Here is a 14,807-nt window from a genome sequence, read left to right on the forward strand (position 1 = left end):
AAGCGTGAGTTCAGAATATGTACTCGACGGCACGGGGCCTCGGGTGTGCCCGATAGCCGATGCGCTACAGCTCGTCGGGGACAAGTGGGCACTGCTTGCCTTGCGCGAGCTCAGTTTTGGGGTCACCAAGTTCAACGACATCTGCGTCAACACCGGCGCACCCAGGGCCAGCCTGACCGCACGGCTTCGCGGTCTCGAAGATTCGGGGCTCATCGAACGGCGCCGCTACAGCGAGCATCCGCCGCGCGACGAATACGTGCTGACCGCCGCAGGCCGGGACCTGGCTCCAGTGCTCCGCGAGTTGCGGCTGTGGGGAGAGCGGCACGCCGCGCCGGCCGACTGAGTTAGGGAGTCGAGCCGCCGAACCCCAACCCATCGAGGTGGTGAACGGCCAGCCGACAGCCTGCGTGCACATCCTTCCATTGCGAGGTCACCGGGTCTGACGCGTCCAGGGCATGCCTGCTGCTCCCCAATAGCCGGTCGGCTGAGTCGCGCGCTCGCGCGATGGCTTGCTGAAAGGCCCATGTCGCGGCAGGAAGCTCGCAAGAGGTGGTGATCTGAAGCTTGGCGGCGTCGACGTCAGATGCCGCCCTGGCCACCTGCGCAGATGCCTCGTCAGTGACCTGTTCCCCGCCGTACGAGATGGCGAGCCGTGCGCGCACCTGGTCGACGTGTTTGCGCCAGACGCCGTCGGCCGATCCCACGACGGCGGCTGCGATGCCCGCTCCCGCGATCACGGCTATGCGGTCGCGATGGTTTCTGAAGATGTGTCGCTCATCCACAATTAGTTCGGAGGCCGTCACGTCGCTGCTGCCTGCGGCGCTGAGGCCTGTCAGGCGGCGGACGGGATCGACGCGTACCCCGCTGCGCGGCACTAGGACGCGACAGGCGCCGCCGTTGTCCGCAGACAGCAGCAGCCAATCAGCGTATTCGGCGCCGACGACGGACTCCCAACGCCCGGTCAGCCGACGGTCACGAATGAATGCTCCCTCGGCGCGATAGCTGGTTGCGACCAGCGCATGTGGGTCTGCGTTCCACACCTCGTCGGCCGTACTGTCCGGCAGTCCTGCAACTTCGTAGGAGGCTGCGTTGAACGTTGCGGTAAGCCAACCATGTGACGCGTCCCGCGCGGCCAGCTCGCAGACCAACGAAATGAACTCGTCGTCGCGCAGGGCCAGCCCGCCGTATCGAGCCGGTTGAAGTGCTCGAACTGCTACCGAATGATGGGGCGCCGCAACTGATTTAGCCGTGACCGCATCGACAATCTCGCTCAGCGCCAGGTCAGTCAATTCCGCCATACCACCTCCACGGACAGCGATAATGGTTCCCATGATCATGGCACGGAGCCCCCAGCGATGAGCGAGCGCAGGTCGCAGTCCGTGCTGAGCTCGGTCCGATCCCTGCTACCCGCCATTGCGGCGGCCGCGCCAGACGTCGATCGAAACGGCGCGGTGGACCCACAGGTCATCTCGAATCTGCACGACGCGGGCTACTTTTCGCTGTTGCAGCCCAAGGCGTTTGGGGGTCTGGAGGCCGAGCCGGACGACTACCTGACGGCCACCCGTGAGCTCTCGTCGGCCTGCATGTCCACCGGCTGGTTGGCCGGCTGGCTCGGGGTGAACAACTGGGGATTGTCGGTGCGCGATCAGCGTGTACTGGAGGAAATCTGGGGTTCGGATCCTCGGGCTCTGCTGTGCTCGTCGTACGCTCCGACCGGACGGCTGGAGCGTGTGGACGGCGGATTCTGGCTGTCCGGTCGGTGGAGCAGGTGCACCGGCGCCCACCACGCGACATGGCTGAGCGCCGCAACATTGCGTGTCGGATCAGACGGCTCCGCCCAGGACTTCATGGCGGTTCTCGTGCCGCAGACCGACTATGTCATCGAGTCGAACTGGAATGGATTGGGACTGCGTGGAATTGGCGCCGACGATGTCGTCGTCTCCGGGGCGTTCGTGCCCGAACACCGCGCCTTCAGCTGGCTCAACCTCACGCTGGACGGCAGCGTGCCTGCGCTTGACCGGCTTCCGCAACCGACGCTGTACACGCTGGCCGGAACCATACCGCTGCTCGGCGCAGCCCAACACTTGCTGGAGACACGGCGTCCAGGGGCGGAGCCGGCGCTGAGCACGCTGGCCATGGCCCGCACCGATGTCGAGCTATCGGTGCTCCAGATCCGGCGCAACGTGGCAGCGCTCATGGAGTGCGTTCGTGCGGGCGGCCATCCGGACGCTGAGTTGGTGCTGCGGACGCGTCGGGACCAGGTGATGGCCTCCGAGCGTGCCGTACGGGCCATCCGCACGATCGTGGGGAGCCCGGTCCATGACGTCGAAGACGAAGTACTGGAACGTATTTGGCGCGACGTCCAGACCGCCTCGATGCATGTCTCCAGCAATGTCGAGCAGGTGCTGTCGGTGGTGGGCCGGTTCGCGCTGGGCCTCGAAGTCGACGACCTCATCTGGTGAGTTTCGGTCACACCCAGTCATCGGAGGACAGCGTACGAAGCACCCTGGACAGCATGTCGTCGGTGATTGTTGGGGTTTCGACCTGATCACCCACCGATGCGGACGAGGTGCTGCCGATGCGCTCGGCGATGCCCTTCGCCGCGCGCGTGAGGAACGGCGCCATGCGTTGCAGCCGCTGTGCAGGCACCGCGCCGGTGAGTGAGAGTCCCGCCAACCCGTCGTCTGCAATGCGGATCGGGGCGGCGACGCTGGACAGGCCGACGGCGAGCTCCTGGTCGTCGTAGGCGAGCCCATGTCGGGACCTGATCCGTGCCATCGCCTGATGCAAGGTGGGCAGGTCGGCGATCGTCGCCGGAGTGCATTTGCGAAGCGGGTCGACGAGTATCGCGTCCACTTCCTCGGCGGGAAGCTGGGCAAGCATCGCCTTGCCCAATGCACTGGCGTGTGCCGGCGTGCGGCCAGCGACACGCGTCGGCACCGCAACACCACTACCGCCCGAAACTTTGTCGAGGTAAACGACGTCCGCCCCGAGCAGCACGCCGAGATGCACCACCAGTGAGGTGTCGGCATGGAGCCGTTCGAGTACGGGGGATGCCACGCCGCGTAGCACTGAGTGATCGAGCATGCGGGTCACCGGCAGGGGCGAGGCCGCCAGGCAGTATCCGTCGGGCCGGTGTTGCAGCAGTCCAGCCGAATGGAGCTGGGTGAGTATGCGATGAGCCGACGAGCGTGGTAATCCGGTGCGGGTGACCACCTGGTCTAGGTGTAGAAGCTTGCCGACGCGATCGAACGAATTCATGATCAGCGCCACCCGGGCCACCATCGACGTCGGCGCGTCGGACGCGCTGCCGTTCAAGACCACCTCCGGAAAGCTTTCGAGCCACCGACACGATCTCATCTGGCCGCGGCAACGGTGGCCAAACGGATGCAGTCGGCCCCTTCCGCGGGGAAGGGGCCGACCGTGTTCAGCGGCTAACGCGCATCGCTACGTCAGGCAGCGTCGTTCTGCTGACTGCCGCTGTCGCCGCTACCGGCACCGGCGGTTTCGCTTTTAGTCCCGGCAGGCTCCTTCTTCTTCTTGCCGAGCTCACCCAGCTTGTTGATGGAGGTCGTGACCTTGTCGCTGACATCCTTGATGGCGTCCAGCAGACGATGTCCCGGCCGGGCAGTGCGGGTATCGGGCTTACCCGGCACCGCCCTGTTGCCGTCCTTCAGATCGGTGGCGCCGTTGGACGCCACGTTCGCCTCCACTGCAGCCAGCTTCGGGGCCTTCAGCCGCTTCACGGTCTCGGCGGTCGTTTTGACCGTCGGAGTGACGTCGGCGGCTACGGGATCGGCAGCCGAGTTGTCGGTGGTTGACCTGAGCGACGAAGTATCGGCCGATTCCGGTGCAGCAGGCGAAAGCGCCTCATCCACTTCGTGGATGACCTTCGCGTTCACCGCGCGGTTGAACTTGGTGAACGAGAAGGCTGCGTCGGCAACGCCCCGGTTGATCGCGGTCGCGATCTGGGTGATGTCCCGCGTGGCGAACGCATCGGTGACCTCCTTCATGCTAGCCGCGAGCTGCCGGCTCAACGTCCGGTACTGGAGTTTCACCTCGGCCCCGAGCGTGGGCTCGGGGGAGAACTGCTGACCGTTCCAGTTCACCAGGTTCCAGCCGTCCTCGGGGTTGCCCTCGATGACGACGTAATCGGTGTTGTCCAACTGTGCCGTCTGCAGCAGCTGGAGCTTCTGTAGCGGGGTGAGGTTCTGCACGTTCATCATCGTCCAGAACATGATGGTGCCGCCGTGCGAGAACACGACCGGGTTCCGGTCGCCGTTGTCGTACATGGTCTGCAGCGCACCGTCGACCCTGGCGTCGAACACATACCCGTTGAGTCCGTTCGTGCCCGGCATCACCGAACTCTTGTTGAACGGGATCTGCGGGATGACGCCCGGGAGCGCCCACCCGATCGGATACAGGCCGTACCCACCCGCGGCGTTGGCCTCCGGTGTGCCCTCGAAGACGCCGGCCTCGATCTCCTGAAGCCCGGGCAATACCTGGATCGGCAGTCCCAGGTATTGCGACATCGGCGCGGCTGTGAGCTGGGTCCGCACCATCGTCGACGCGTAGATGGCGTCGTAGTTGTTGTCGCCCAGCAGGGCGGCGACGTCGCGGGCTTGCTGCTCACCCTTCGGGGTAAGCACGGGACCGGGTGTCGACGTGTCGATCAGCCCCGAGGCATTGCCGTACGACTCGCCGTGACGGATGAACGTCACCCGCATCAACTCCGCGGCGCTGGCCGGAATTGCCGCTCCGATGAGGAGCAAGATCGACGTCAGGGCGACACCGAAGTACCGCCACATCACGGGTTTACGCCGACGCTCGGGTCGGGTTGGTGGACTGGCTATTGGCTCGCGCTCAGAACCATCGTTCACTGAACACTTCCTCATCTTCGGTGGTGCGGACAGCCCACGGTGAACTCACAGTGAATTGTCGGCAAGCGTGAATCCCGGTCACCGAGACCTCAGCTCCCAGATGACTGGTGCGATGACATTGCCGGGGCTCGAGTGTCTACGTGAGTATGGAAACCGTGGACTTACCTGTGCAGCCGCCGGTCGACCCGATGCTGGCCAAGGCGGCCACCAAGGTGCCCGACGAATCCGGGGTCTGGTCGTACGAGCCCAAATGGGACGGGTTCCGGGCCCTGGTGTTCCGCGACGGCGACGAACTGATGCTGCAGTCGCGCAGCGGCAAGGACTTGGGGCGCTACTTCCCGGAACTTCTCGACGCGTTGCGTGACGAGCTCACCGTGCGCTGTGTCCTTGATGGCGAGGTCGTCGTCCCGCGGGAGCTCGACGGACGGATCCGACTGGACTGGGAGTCGTTGAGTCAGCGCATCCACCCCGCTGAGAGTCGAGTGCGGATGCTGGCCGAGCAGACACCAGCGCACTTCATCGGATTCGACGCGCTGGCCACCTCGGACCGCTCGCTGCTCGACGAGCCCTTTCGGGTACGCCGCGTCGCGTTGTCGGATTTGGTCCACGAAAAGCACTGGTGCCACGTCACCCGCACCACCGAAGACGCCGAGTTGGGCGCCCACTGGCTGACCACGTTCGAGGGCGCCGGGCTCGACGGCGTCATCGCCAAACGGCTCGACGGACACTATCTGCCCGGCAAGCGGGAGATGATCAAGGTGAAGCATGCCCGCGACGCGGACTGCGTGGCGATCGGATACCGCATCCACAAGAGCGGCGAGGGGGTCGGCTCGATCCTGCTCGGGCTGTACCGCGATGACGGGGAAGTCCAGATGGTCGGCGGCGCAGCGTCGTTCAGCGTCAAGGATCGGATCAAGCTGCTCGCCGACCTCGAACCGCTGCGAGAGGGCGACCAGGTCAACGACGGCGAGCCGAGCAGGTGGAACTCCGCAGCCGACAAGCGCTGGATACCCGTGCGGCCAGAACGCGTCGCCGAGGTGGCCTACGACCAGATGGAGGGCAACACCGTTCACGGCCGACGTTTCCGGCATGCGGTGAAGTTCGTGCGCTGGCGTCCGGACCGCGAACCGACGAGCTGCACCTTCGCCCAGTTGGACACCCCGCTGAACTACGACCTTTTCGACGTATTGGAGTCCTGAAATGGCCAGTCCCGCAGAGGAACTTGATGTCGACGGCGTCGCAGTCCGACTGACCAGCCCCGACAAGGTGTACTTCCCGAAGCCGGGCTACACCAAACGCAACGTCGTCGACTATTACGTGGCGGTGGCCGATCCGATGGTGGCGCTGTTGAAGGACCGGCCGGTTCACCTGCAACGTTTTCCGGACGGCATCGATGGTGAGGAGATCTACCAGAAGCGCGTTCCGCAAAAGCATCCCGACTACCTCGAGACGTGCACGGTGACGTTCCCGTCGGGCCGGACCGCCGACGCGCTGAAGGTGACGCATCCGTCGGCGATCATCTGGGCGGCGCAGATGGGCACCATCACGATGCACCCGTGGCAGGTGCGGTGTCCCGACACCGAACACCCCGACGAGCTTCGTATCGACCTAGACCCGCAGCCGGGCACCGACTTTCACGACGCCGCCACGATCGCCGTCGACGTGCTCAAGCCGGTACTCGACGAGCTTGGCCTCGTCGGCTATCCCAAGACCTCGGGTGGGCGCGGCGTGCACGTCTTCATTCGCATCAAGCCGGACTGGGACTTCGTCGCGGTGCGGCGGGCAGGCATCGCGCTGGCGCGCGAGGTCGAACGCCGGGCACCCGACGCGGTCACGACCTCGTGGTGGAAGGAGGAGCGCGGCGAGCGGATGTTCATCGACTACAACCAGAACGCTCGCGACCGGACGTTCGCGTCGGCGTACTCCGTGCGACGCACTCCGATCGCGACGGTGTCCACGCCCTTGGCTTGGGCCGAGTTGGCCACCGCCGACCCGGATGACTACACGATCGCCACGGTGCCCGACCTGGTGGCCAAGCGCGAAGATCCCTGGGCTGCAATCGATTCAGTTGCACAATCGCTGGATTCACTGCTCGAGTTGGTCGCCGCCGACGAGGAGCGTGGGCTTGGTGATCTGCCGTATCCGCCAAGCTACCCGAAGATGCCAGGCGAGCCTCCACGGGTGCAGCCGAGCAAGAAGGTCGCGGAGCACTGGGACGATGATGGCAATAGGGCTTAGTCCGGCCCAGCTATTTCATCGGCCCTCGGTAGGCTGCTAGCGCCGCCAGAATTTCGTTATGCGCCTGGTCGTCCAGAGCCACGAGCGACACTATCGCCACCCCGGTCTCCACCGTGGAGACCGTCTCAACCGCGACGTCGATCGCATCGCGTAAGGGCCAGCCGTAGATTCCTGCACTGATTAACGGAAACGCGACGGTGCGAGCACCGAGTTCGTCCGCGACCTGCATCGCCCTGCGGTAACAGGATTCGAGCAGGGATCGATCTCGTTGTCCTGCTTTGTAGTTGGGCCCGACGGTATGAATCACCCACCGCGCCGGTAGTTGTCCCGCGGTGGTCCAGCCAGCATCGCCGGTGGCCAGGCCGTCGGGAAAACGATCAATGCAGTCGCGCAAGATGTCCGGACCGCCAGCGCGATGAATTGCTCCGTCCACACCACCGCCTCCGCGCATGGCGTTGTTCGCGGCGTTGACGATTGCGTCGACCTGCTGCTTCGTAATGTCACCGAGTTCAGCAATGATCTCCGGCATGCGGACAGTATCCCCCGCATCGGGGCTTCTGTCGGTGCCCGGTGCTATTCATAGCGGCAGTAAACAGAGATGAGGTAGTCATGACGGGCACGGCGCCGGTAGAGATCGTCAGGGACCAGCTGGTGCTGGGTCCGGTGACGGTGGAGTTTCAGCGGACATTGCGGATCCCCGAGACGGGGCTGCATCCACTGCCACCCGGTCTGGGCCGGTTTCCGCTGCGCAGGGTCGCGGACTACCCCGACACCGCACCAAGCGAGTGGCTGTCTCGGGGCGGCGTCATGCTGCCGATCTATCAGCGCGAGGCAATGTGGTTGTCGTTCAATGCTTCCGAACCTGCTGCTCTGCAGGTCGGCGTAGGCAAAGTCTGTGCGGTCAGCGGCCTGCCCTGGATCGAGCACCTCGTTGGTGACCCGCAGAATTACGTTGCGCTGCCCGATCAGCCGTGGCTGGACGGCATCAACGCTGGCGACGGATTCATCCGCCAGTTCGTTGCCGTGCCGCTCGGTTCGGGCGCCACGGTCGAAGGGCAGGTCACCGGCCAGGAGACCCATGGCGGAGTCCAACTACGGGCCGTCGGGCTGACCCCGCGCGCGCTCGCGAAGTGGCGCGCCGCACAGGAGGTGCTCCCGGTGTGCTGTGAGGATTCGCTGGGGTCCATCCAGCCCGCGCCGATGGAAGCGAGCATGGGGCTGGGGGCCGGCGGCCGGATGCGCCAAGAGGTGTACGCCGATGACCGGCCGCTTGCCGACTACGACCAGAGCGGTTCCCGGCGGGTGTTCGTTCACTTGTGTTCGGCCGCGCAGTGGACGGCCATCACCGGAGAGGTGCCGCCTCCCACGCCGGTTGATCGCGACGCCTACGTGCGTGCCGGTCTGCCCTGGTTCGACTTCTACAGCGCGGACGCCCGTGACCTCGCCCCATCGGAGATCTTGACGCAGGTTGAGACTGTCGGCAAAAAGCTTGGTGCCGAGGAGGATCCGTTTGTTCCTGTCGACTTGGGCACCGTGATCACACTTGGTGGGGTCAAACCCGAAGTGGTCACCGACGGGACGTGGTGACCCGCTCGGATACCCCGTTGGTGGCGATGTGGAGAGTCTGCGCGGTACTCACGAATAAGACCCGCGCTCCTCGTCAGACGAGCCCGAAGGCATGGGCGATGAACCACGCGGGGATCACGATAAGGATGGTGAGCGGCGCTGAAATGCAGCCAATGAGCATGCCGCGCCCGACTTGAGCGACTGCGCCACGTCCTCGCGTCAGGCCGTATGCAAGGAGTGCGTTGACGGTGAGTACCGGCAGCAATATGAACGGCAGCATGTACCAGGCGAGCATGAAGACCGCGGTGAGGAACTCAAGCAGAAGGATGTTGATGAATGCCGCAGCGAAACCGACTCGGCCGTAACGGCTTTCGTCATGCTGCGGCTGGTCGGCGGAGAGGCTGAGTTGATTGTCAGAGGAGCCAGCAGGCATACGGGATTGCTCCGATCAGGACGACGGCGGCCGACGCTGCAGTACTGAGGCCGATGCCCCGCGCCATTGACGAATCTCGGCGGAACAGCGCCGCGGCGACACCGACCGAGAGGACGACCGCGATGCCGGTCGCGGCGAGCACTTCGGCGCGTGGGGCGTCGGCGGCACCGCTAAAGAGCGACCATCGCCCCAAAAGCCATGTCGCGACGAGCAACACACCGAGGACGAATTGAATGACGACGGGCGATGATCGTGTTGCTATGGACCAGACCCGGACGTCTAGGCGTCGGGAGTCGACGGTTGGTGGCACTCCTTCTCCGTTCACGCCGGTACGCCCTTGCCGCGGGTCAGCTCGGCCACGCCAGCCAGCCTATCGTCGCGAACGGACGCCCGATTCACAGCACAGGCTTATCAAGATCAATGCGGTAACCCATAAGTGAGCGTGACGATCGTCACATGGAGACCAAGAGCCAAGAGCGCGGTGGCAGCACACGCCCTGCCGCTGAAGTGAGTTGGCGCTGGCGTGTGCTGCAGACGGTCGTCGCGGCCGCAGCCGTCATCGCCATGTTCGGGTTCGTGCACGTGCTCACACCCGTTCACACCGAGACGACGATCGCGTCGGGCGACCTGCCCCTTAAGCGGATCCCCCCGAACGCGCCGCCCACTCCGCCAGCCCCGCCACCTGCGACTCCACCTGCGGCGGCGCCGGACGACGGCGCCGATGACGTCGTGCCCGACGACGACTCCGACGACGACGACAGCGAAGAACTGGCGCAGCAAGAAGAGGAGGAGCAGGACGACCAGCTACGGCAGGACGAGGAGCAGCAACAACAGCAGGATGCCTTGAACGAACAAGAGGCAGAAGAGTCTGCTCAGGCGGCCGAACAGCAGAACGAAGAAGCTCAGGCGCAAGCCAACCAAGACATCTACCAAGCCGAGCAGAGCGATCCGCAGCTGATCCAGGATCAGCAGCAGTCGCCGGCGAACTAGCTCGTCGGCACCACTCCGCGCGGCAGGATCAGCGGCAGGTCGTTGTAGGTGACGATGCCGGGGGCGGCCGCGACGACGGCGGGGATGGCGTTCAGTGGCGGCGTCGCGGTCATGATGTGTCCGAGCACCATGAACTCCTCCATCGTGGTCGCCTCGAAGTCGGGTGGCGGCAGGAAGCCGACCTTCATCGTGACCGTGGGACGGCCCGCGACCTCGATGACCCAGCCGTCCTGCTCGATCGGCCAGTCCGGCTCGAGCGTCTGGCCCTTCTTCCACAGCACGGAGATCTCGACGCGGGTATCGGCATCTCCCGACTCCGATCTAACGATGCCCTTCCAGCTGGCGTGCACGCCGGCCACGCAGCCCGCGGGGATGGTCCACGAACCAAGATCGAGATCCGCTGTCGTCTGGGCGTATTCGGCGTCGCAGCGCACCTCGTCGAGTTCGATGCCGAGCGCGTCGGCGACCATGCGCACCGCCTCGCCGAACACTCCGGTGCCGTGGGCGGTCATCGCCTGCAGGTCGGGGTGATCGATGGGCTGGCCGAAGCCGACGGGCTTCTCGGTGGCGGGCGAATCGTAGAACGTGGTGTCGGCGGCCTCGTTGACGGTGATCTTGTCGACCCGGTCGCAGATGCCAGCCGCCACCACCGACAACTGGTTGACGTATCCCGGGCTGATGCCGGAGCCGAACATCGTCGAGCCGCCGGTCTTGCAGGCCTCGGCGATCTTTTCCCGGCCCGCACCCTGGTTGTGGCCGGTGATGAACGATGCGGTGGCGACGACGTTGATGCCCGCCGCCAGGATGCGGACGAGTTCGTCGACGTCGATCCACATCGGGTTGTAGACGACGACGTCGGGCTTCAGCGCCAGCAGTGCATCCACGTCGTTGGTGGCTGCGACACCGAGCGGTTCGATGCCGGAAAGGACGCCGACGTCCTGGCCGACCTTGTCGTCTGACCAGGCGTAACAGCCGACCAGTTCAAGGGTTGGATTGCGGGCGATGGCCGCGACCGAGCTCTTGCCGACATTGCCCGTCGTCCACTGGACAACGCGATAGGTAGAGGTGTTTGGCACTCGCTCAGCATAGGGGAGCGCGCTCCGCTTGCCCGGCCCTTTTCATCGAACTCAAGCCATCGAACCCAAGACACCGAACTCAAGACGAGAGCGGGGCCTTGCCGTTGTGCTGTTGGCCGTCGCGGTCGATCCACACAAGGTCCACGACGTCGCCGGGGTAGTGGCGGTCGAGCACCCTCGTCAGCGACGTAGCCGAATTCAGCTGAACGCCATCGATGCTGACGAGCACGTCGCCGTCCAGTAAACCGGCCTGCTGAGCCGGACCACCGCGCAGGACCTCGTGAATGATGACGCCGGGCAGCCCCTCCTGCTGGTCCCTGGTGCTCACGCCGACGCCGAGCAGCGTGGGCGGCCCGATGTGGACGGAGTCGGTGGGTGCCCCGGACCGGATCTGGCCCGCCACCGCCATCGCGTCGTTGATCGGGATGGCAAAGCCCTTGCCGCCAGGACCCATCCGGAAGTTGAGCGTCGCGGCTGTGGTCATGCCAACGACCTGGCCTGCGCCGTTGACCAACGGGCCGCCGGAGTCGCCCGCGCGCACAGGGGCCGCGAACTCGATGAGCCCGGTCATCTGGTTGGCGCTTCCGGTCAGTTCGTCCTTGGCGGAGATGGTGCGCCCGAAACCGACCACCTCGCCGGCCTCCTGGGTAAGCGGGCTGTCCGATCCACTGGCGTTCCCGAGTGCGACGACGGGGTCACCCTCCGCCAGCCGTGAGGAGTCGCCGATCGGGCCCACCGGCAGGCCGCCTGCGCCTCGCAGTTGGAGCACCGCGACGTCGTGCACACGGTCGTACCCGACGAGATCGGCTGGGTACGACTGTCCCGCCACCGTGGCCCTGATGCTGTCGGCGCCTTGCACGACGTGGAAGTTCGTCAGCACGGCACCGCCGGGATCCAGCACGACGCCGGTTCCGGCGCCGATTGCGTGCTGGTAGTTGATCGTGGTGTCGATCCGCGCCACGGCAGGGGCGACTTGCCCAATTGCTCCGGTCATGTCGGCGGGCGCGGCCGACGAAGGCGCGGGCGTGACCACCGCGAATGTCGAGCAAACGGCGAAAACGATGGTGGTTCGCCACCAGTAGTGAATCCGGCGCATGCACGACCTTCCGCGGCTAGCTGGAGCGCTATCCCCTAATTCTGACGGGTGATTGCCCCAACTGTCGAAAAAATAACCGCTGGCGTTACTCGTCGAGCGCGACGCCGCCGCTCTTGCGCCGGAAACGCGATGCCGTCTTCCCACCTGGGCGGCGGTTTCGCAGCTTTCCCTCGGACTCGTCATCGGACTCGGACTTCGTCTCCGTATCGGCTTCAGACTCGGACTTCGTCTCCGTATCGGCTTCCGTCGACGGCTCGTCCTCGGCCACGGAGTCGGGCTCCTGCGGTGATTCGAGTGGCTCGGCCGCGGAGTCGTCGGACTCTTCGGCTTCGGTGGCGACGTCGTCCTCGTCCTCCGACTTGCCGCGTCCGCGACGGGTGGTCTTCGACTTGAGCTTGATGGGTTTGGGCGGTGGCGGCGGCAGTTCGGCCACGAACGCGAGGTAGAAGCCGAGCGCGCCCAACACCGCCATCGCAGCTGCGGCACCGTAGATGCCGAACAACCACTGCCCAGCGCTGTCGAGGCTCAGCCAAATCTCGGCGACGGCACCGCCGACGATGAGCACGCCAGCGAGCACGTGAAGCACGATCGACCACAGCCGCAGCGACAACGCCAGCTGCGGAGTACCGAACTCCGGCTTGCGGGTGCGCAGCAAGGTGAACACGACTGGAAGTGCGGCGAGGCCGATGAGCAGCCCGTCGACAACGCGCATCGGCCTGCCGAGCGCCGGAGTCCAGGCCCCCGTCAGTTCGAACCACCGCGGCAGTACGAAGAAGAAGTAGAGCACCGCACCCAGCACCAAGAAAGTTGCGTGCCAGGCGATCGCGATCCAGCGCCGCATACTCCTCCTTGAGTCCGGTTGGTCCCTCGATGGGACGTTCCCTCGGTGTTCGGAGTGCGACCAGGTCGTTGAACCAGTCGCACCCCGAACCGAGGGCGGAGGATAGGGGATTTGAACCCCTGAGGGCTATTAACCCAACCCGCGTTCCAGGCGAGCGCCATAGGCCACTAGGCGAATCCTCCGCGGGCAATGGTAGCCGACCAGCCTTGGACGCCCCACCAGCCGCAGAGCGCTGCCATCCGGTCGCTCCGCTCCTACCCTCCGAAACAGCCGTACTACACTCAGCCTCGGACCCCGCGCGGCGTCTATCCTGTGAACTCCCCCAGGGCCGGAAGGCAGCAAGGGTCAATGGGCTCTGGCGGGTGCGCGGGGTCCCCTTGTATTCACGGCCTAGTGAAAGGCCTGCCGTGTCGTTTCAGTCCCTCGGCCGTGACGAACTGCGCGCGCAGCACGAACAGCAGCGCCGCAACTACGCCGATCTGCAAGCCAAGAAGCTCAGCCTCGACCTCACGCGCGGCAAGCCGTCGTCCGCCCAGCTCGATCTGTCCAACGGTCTGCTGGCGCTGCCAGGAAACGAGTACCGCGACGGCCACGGCACCGACACCCGGAACTACGGAGGTCTCCACGGGTTGCCCGAATTGCGGGCGATCTTCGGCGAGCTGCTCGGCATTCCGGTGCCCAACCTGATCGCGGGCAACAACGCCAGCCTGGAGTTCATGCACGACCTGGTGGTGTTCGGACTGCTGCACGGGGCCGTGGACTCACCACGACCCTGGCGCGACGAACCCGAGGTGAAGTTCCTCTGCCCCGCGCCCGGGTACGACCGCCACTTCGCGATCTGCGAGAGCTACGGCATCGAGATGATCAACGTGCCGATGCGGGAGGACGGCCCCGACGTCGACCTCATCGAGGAACTCGTCGCTGCAGACCCGGCCATCAAGGGCATGTGGTGCGTGCCGGTGTTCTCCAATCCAACGGGCGCCACCTACTCCTGGGAGAACGTCCGCCGACTCGTGCAGATGCGCACCGCGGCAAGTGATTTCCGACTGTTCTGGGACAACGCGTATCTGGTGCACACGCTGACGCACGAGTTCGTCCGTCAGATCGACGTGGTCGGGCTGGCCGCCAAGGCCGGCCACCCGAACCGCCCGTACGTCTTCGCCTCGACGTCGAAGATCACGTTCGCAGGCGCTGGTGTCAGCTTCTTCGGCGGCTCGCTGGGAAACATTGCCTGGTACCTGCAGCATGCGGGCAAGAAGTCGATCGGGCCAGACAAGGTCAACCAACTGCGACACCTTCGGTTCCTCAAGGACGCGGACGGGGTGCGCCTTCAGATGCAACGCCACCAGGCGCTGCTGGCCCCGAAGTTCGCGTTGGTCGCCGAGATCCTCGAGGACCGGCTCGGAGACTCGAAGATCGGATCGTGGACCGATCCGAAGGGCGGCTACTTCGTCAGCCTCGACGTCTGGCCCGGCACTGCGCGGCGCACCGTCGCGTTGGCCAAGGACGCGGGTATCGCCGTGACTGAGGCGGGCGCGTCGTTCCCGTATCGAAAAGACCCGGAGGACAAGAACATCCGCATTGCACCGTCGTTCCCGCCGGTGTCCGACCTGCGTGAGGCGATCGACGGCCTTGCGACGTGCGCACTGCTGGCGGCCACCGAGTCGCTGCTCGAGCGTGACTAGCC

The 14,807-nt window shown here is 65.4% G+C and carries 16 protein-coding genes, 1 tRNA gene and 1 other RNA gene; 8 read left to right on the top strand and 10 right to left on the bottom strand.

Features of this window, described 5'->3' with window-relative positions:
• Positions 1 to 4 precede the first annotated feature (4 nt).
• Positions 5 to 343: a helix-turn-helix domain-containing protein gene (locus SLQ30_RS27135; protein ID WP_319449895.1), complete on the top strand. Its 339-nt coding sequence runs from the start codon at positions 5 to 7 to the stop codon at positions 341 to 343.
• A gap of 1 nt (position 344) precedes the next feature.
• Here the strand turns inward: SLQ30_RS27135 and SLQ30_RS27140 are convergent, their stop codons facing one another.
• The gene (locus SLQ30_RS27140) at positions 345 to 1,298 is read right to left on the bottom strand and encodes a hypothetical protein (RefSeq protein ID WP_319449896.1); all 954 of its coding nucleotides are present in this window, start codon (positions 1,296 to 1,298) and stop codon (positions 345 to 347) included.
• A gap of 57 nt (positions 1,299 to 1,355) precedes the next feature.
• Between SLQ30_RS27140 and SLQ30_RS27145 the strand changes: the two genes are divergently transcribed.
• Positions 1,356 to 2,462, top strand: coding sequence for an acyl-CoA dehydrogenase family protein (locus tag SLQ30_RS27145; protein WP_319449897.1), 1,107 nt, complete (start codon positions 1,356 to 1,358; stop codon positions 2,460 to 2,462).
• Positions 2,463 to 2,469: 7 nt separating this feature from the next.
• On the opposite strand, the gene SLQ30_RS27150 is transcribed toward SLQ30_RS27145, so the two are convergent.
• A complete protein-coding gene (locus SLQ30_RS27150) occupies positions 2,470 to 3,318 on the bottom strand; it encodes an IclR family transcriptional regulator (RefSeq protein WP_319449898.1) in 849 nt (282 codons plus the stop codon).
• 134 nt (positions 3,319 to 3,452) lie between these two features.
• Positions 3,453 to 4,880, bottom strand: coding sequence for a histidine phosphatase family protein (locus SLQ30_RS27155; protein WP_319449899.1), 1,428 nt, complete (start codon positions 4,878 to 4,880; stop codon positions 3,453 to 3,455).
• A 146-nt stretch (positions 4,881 to 5,026) separates the two neighbouring features.
• On the opposite strand from SLQ30_RS27155, the gene SLQ30_RS27160 reads away from it, so the two are divergent.
• Together SLQ30_RS27160 and ligD are read left to right on the top strand one after the other, a co-directional pair.
• On the top strand, positions 5,027 to 6,079 hold the full coding sequence (locus tag SLQ30_RS27160; RefSeq protein WP_319449998.1) for an ATP-dependent DNA ligase: 1,053 nt from the start codon (positions 5,027 to 5,029) through the stop codon (positions 6,077 to 6,079).
• Between the two features lies 1 nt (position 6,080).
• Positions 6,081 to 7,118 (top strand): non-homologous end-joining DNA ligase, encoded by a 1,038-nt coding sequence (ligD, locus tag SLQ30_RS27165; protein WP_319449900.1) that lies wholly within the window; start codon positions 6,081 to 6,083, stop codon positions 7,116 to 7,118.
• Between the two features lie 10 nt (positions 7,119 to 7,128).
• On the opposite strand, the gene SLQ30_RS27170 is transcribed toward ligD, so the two are convergent.
• A complete protein-coding gene (locus tag SLQ30_RS27170; protein WP_319449901.1) occupies positions 7,129 to 7,647 on the bottom strand; it encodes an O-acetyl-ADP-ribose deacetylase in 519 nt (172 codons plus the stop codon).
• Between the two features lie 80 nt (positions 7,648 to 7,727).
• Between SLQ30_RS27170 and SLQ30_RS27175 the strand changes: the two genes are divergently transcribed.
• On the top strand, positions 7,728 to 8,705 hold the full coding sequence (locus SLQ30_RS27175; RefSeq protein ID WP_319449902.1) for a hypothetical protein: 978 nt from the start codon (positions 7,728 to 7,730) through the stop codon (positions 8,703 to 8,705).
• 73 nt (positions 8,706 to 8,778) lie between these two features.
• Here the strand turns inward: SLQ30_RS27175 and SLQ30_RS27180 are convergent, their stop codons facing one another.
• Positions 8,779 to 9,117: a hypothetical protein gene (locus tag SLQ30_RS27180; RefSeq protein WP_319449903.1), complete on the bottom strand. Its 339-nt coding sequence runs from the start codon at positions 9,115 to 9,117 to the stop codon at positions 8,779 to 8,781.
• Positions 9,098 to 9,427 (bottom strand): hypothetical protein, encoded by a 330-nt coding sequence (locus SLQ30_RS27185; RefSeq protein WP_319449904.1) that lies wholly within the window; start codon positions 9,425 to 9,427, stop codon positions 9,098 to 9,100. The genes SLQ30_RS27180 and SLQ30_RS27185 overlap by 20 nt, the downstream gene beginning before the upstream one ends.
• A gap of 146 nt (positions 9,428 to 9,573) precedes the next feature.
• Here SLQ30_RS27185 and SLQ30_RS27190 point away from each other — a divergent pair, with 146 nt between their 5' ends.
• Positions 9,574 to 10,107 carry a hypothetical protein gene (locus SLQ30_RS27190; RefSeq protein ID WP_319449905.1) on the top strand — a complete coding sequence of 178 codons (534 nt, stop codon included), beginning with the start codon at positions 9,574 to 9,576 and terminating at the stop codon, positions 10,105 to 10,107.
• Here the strand turns inward: SLQ30_RS27190 and SLQ30_RS27195 are convergent.
• The 4 genes from SLQ30_RS27195 to SLQ30_RS27210 form a co-directional block, all read right to left on the bottom strand.
• A complete protein-coding gene (locus tag SLQ30_RS27195) occupies positions 10,104 to 11,183 on the bottom strand; it encodes a dihydrodipicolinate reductase (protein ID WP_319449906.1) in 1,080 nt (359 codons plus the stop codon). The genes SLQ30_RS27190 and SLQ30_RS27195 overlap by 4 nt on opposite strands.
• Before the next feature lie 79 nt (positions 11,184 to 11,262).
• Positions 11,263 to 12,279: a S1C family serine protease gene (locus SLQ30_RS27200; RefSeq protein ID WP_319449907.1), complete on the bottom strand. Its 1,017-nt coding sequence runs from the start codon at positions 12,277 to 12,279 to the stop codon at positions 11,263 to 11,265.
• An 85-nt stretch (positions 12,280 to 12,364) separates the two neighbouring features.
• A complete protein-coding gene (locus tag SLQ30_RS27205; RefSeq protein WP_319449908.1) occupies positions 12,365 to 13,120 on the bottom strand; it encodes a hypothetical protein in 756 nt (251 codons plus the stop codon).
• Between the two features lie 96 nt (positions 13,121 to 13,216).
• Positions 13,217 to 13,302: transfer RNA gene (locus SLQ30_RS27210), tRNA-Ser, on the bottom strand.
• Positions 13,303 to 13,406: 104 nt separating this feature from the next.
• Between SLQ30_RS27210 and ffs the strand changes: the two genes are divergently transcribed.
• Positions 13,407 to 13,501, top strand: an RNA gene (ffs, locus tag SLQ30_RS27215) — signal recognition particle sRNA small type.
• Positions 13,502 to 13,527: 26 nt separating this feature from the next.
• A complete protein-coding gene (locus SLQ30_RS27220; RefSeq protein ID WP_319449909.1) occupies positions 13,528 to 14,805 on the top strand; it encodes an aminotransferase class I/II-fold pyridoxal phosphate-dependent enzyme in 1,278 nt (425 codons plus the stop codon).
• Positions 14,806 to 14,807: the final 2 nt, after the last annotated feature.

The organism is Mycobacterium sp. RTGN4 (assembly GCF_033804635.1).
GTDB lineage: Bacteria > Actinomycetota > Actinomycetes > Mycobacteriales > Mycobacteriaceae > Mycobacterium.

Excerpts from the sequence above, each read along its gene's own strand:
- SLQ30_RS27140 (WP_319449896.1), bottom strand. The coding sequence starts at position 1,298 with ATGGCGGAATTGACTGACCTGGCGCTGAGCGAGATTGTCGATGCGGTC.
- SLQ30_RS27145 (WP_319449897.1), top strand. The coding sequence starts at position 1,356 with ATGAGCGAGCGCAGGTCGCAGTCCGTGCTGAGCTCGGTCCGATCCCTG.
- SLQ30_RS27160 (WP_319449998.1), top strand. The coding sequence starts at position 5,027 with ATGGAAACCGTGGACTTACCTGTGCAGCCGCCGGTCGACCCGATGCTG.
- ligD (WP_319449900.1), top strand. The coding sequence starts at position 6,081 with ATGGCCAGTCCCGCAGAGGAACTTGATGTCGACGGCGTCGCAGTCCGA.
- SLQ30_RS27170 (WP_319449901.1), bottom strand. The coding sequence starts at position 7,647 with ATGCCGGAGATCATTGCTGAACTCGGTGACATTACGAAGCAGCAGGTC.
- SLQ30_RS27175 (WP_319449902.1), top strand. The coding sequence starts at position 7,728 with ATGACGGGCACGGCGCCGGTAGAGATCGTCAGGGACCAGCTGGTGCTG.
- SLQ30_RS27180 (WP_319449903.1), bottom strand. The coding sequence starts at position 9,117 with ATGCCTGCTGGCTCCTCTGACAATCAACTCAGCCTCTCCGCCGACCAG.
- SLQ30_RS27190 (WP_319449905.1), top strand. The coding sequence starts at position 9,574 with ATGGAGACCAAGAGCCAAGAGCGCGGTGGCAGCACACGCCCTGCCGCT.
- SLQ30_RS27200 (WP_319449907.1), bottom strand. The coding sequence starts at position 12,279 with ATGCGCCGGATTCACTACTGGTGGCGAACCACCATCGTTTTCGCCGTT.
- SLQ30_RS27205 (WP_319449908.1), bottom strand. The coding sequence starts at position 13,120 with ATGCGGCGCTGGATCGCGATCGCCTGGCACGCAACTTTCTTGGTGCTG.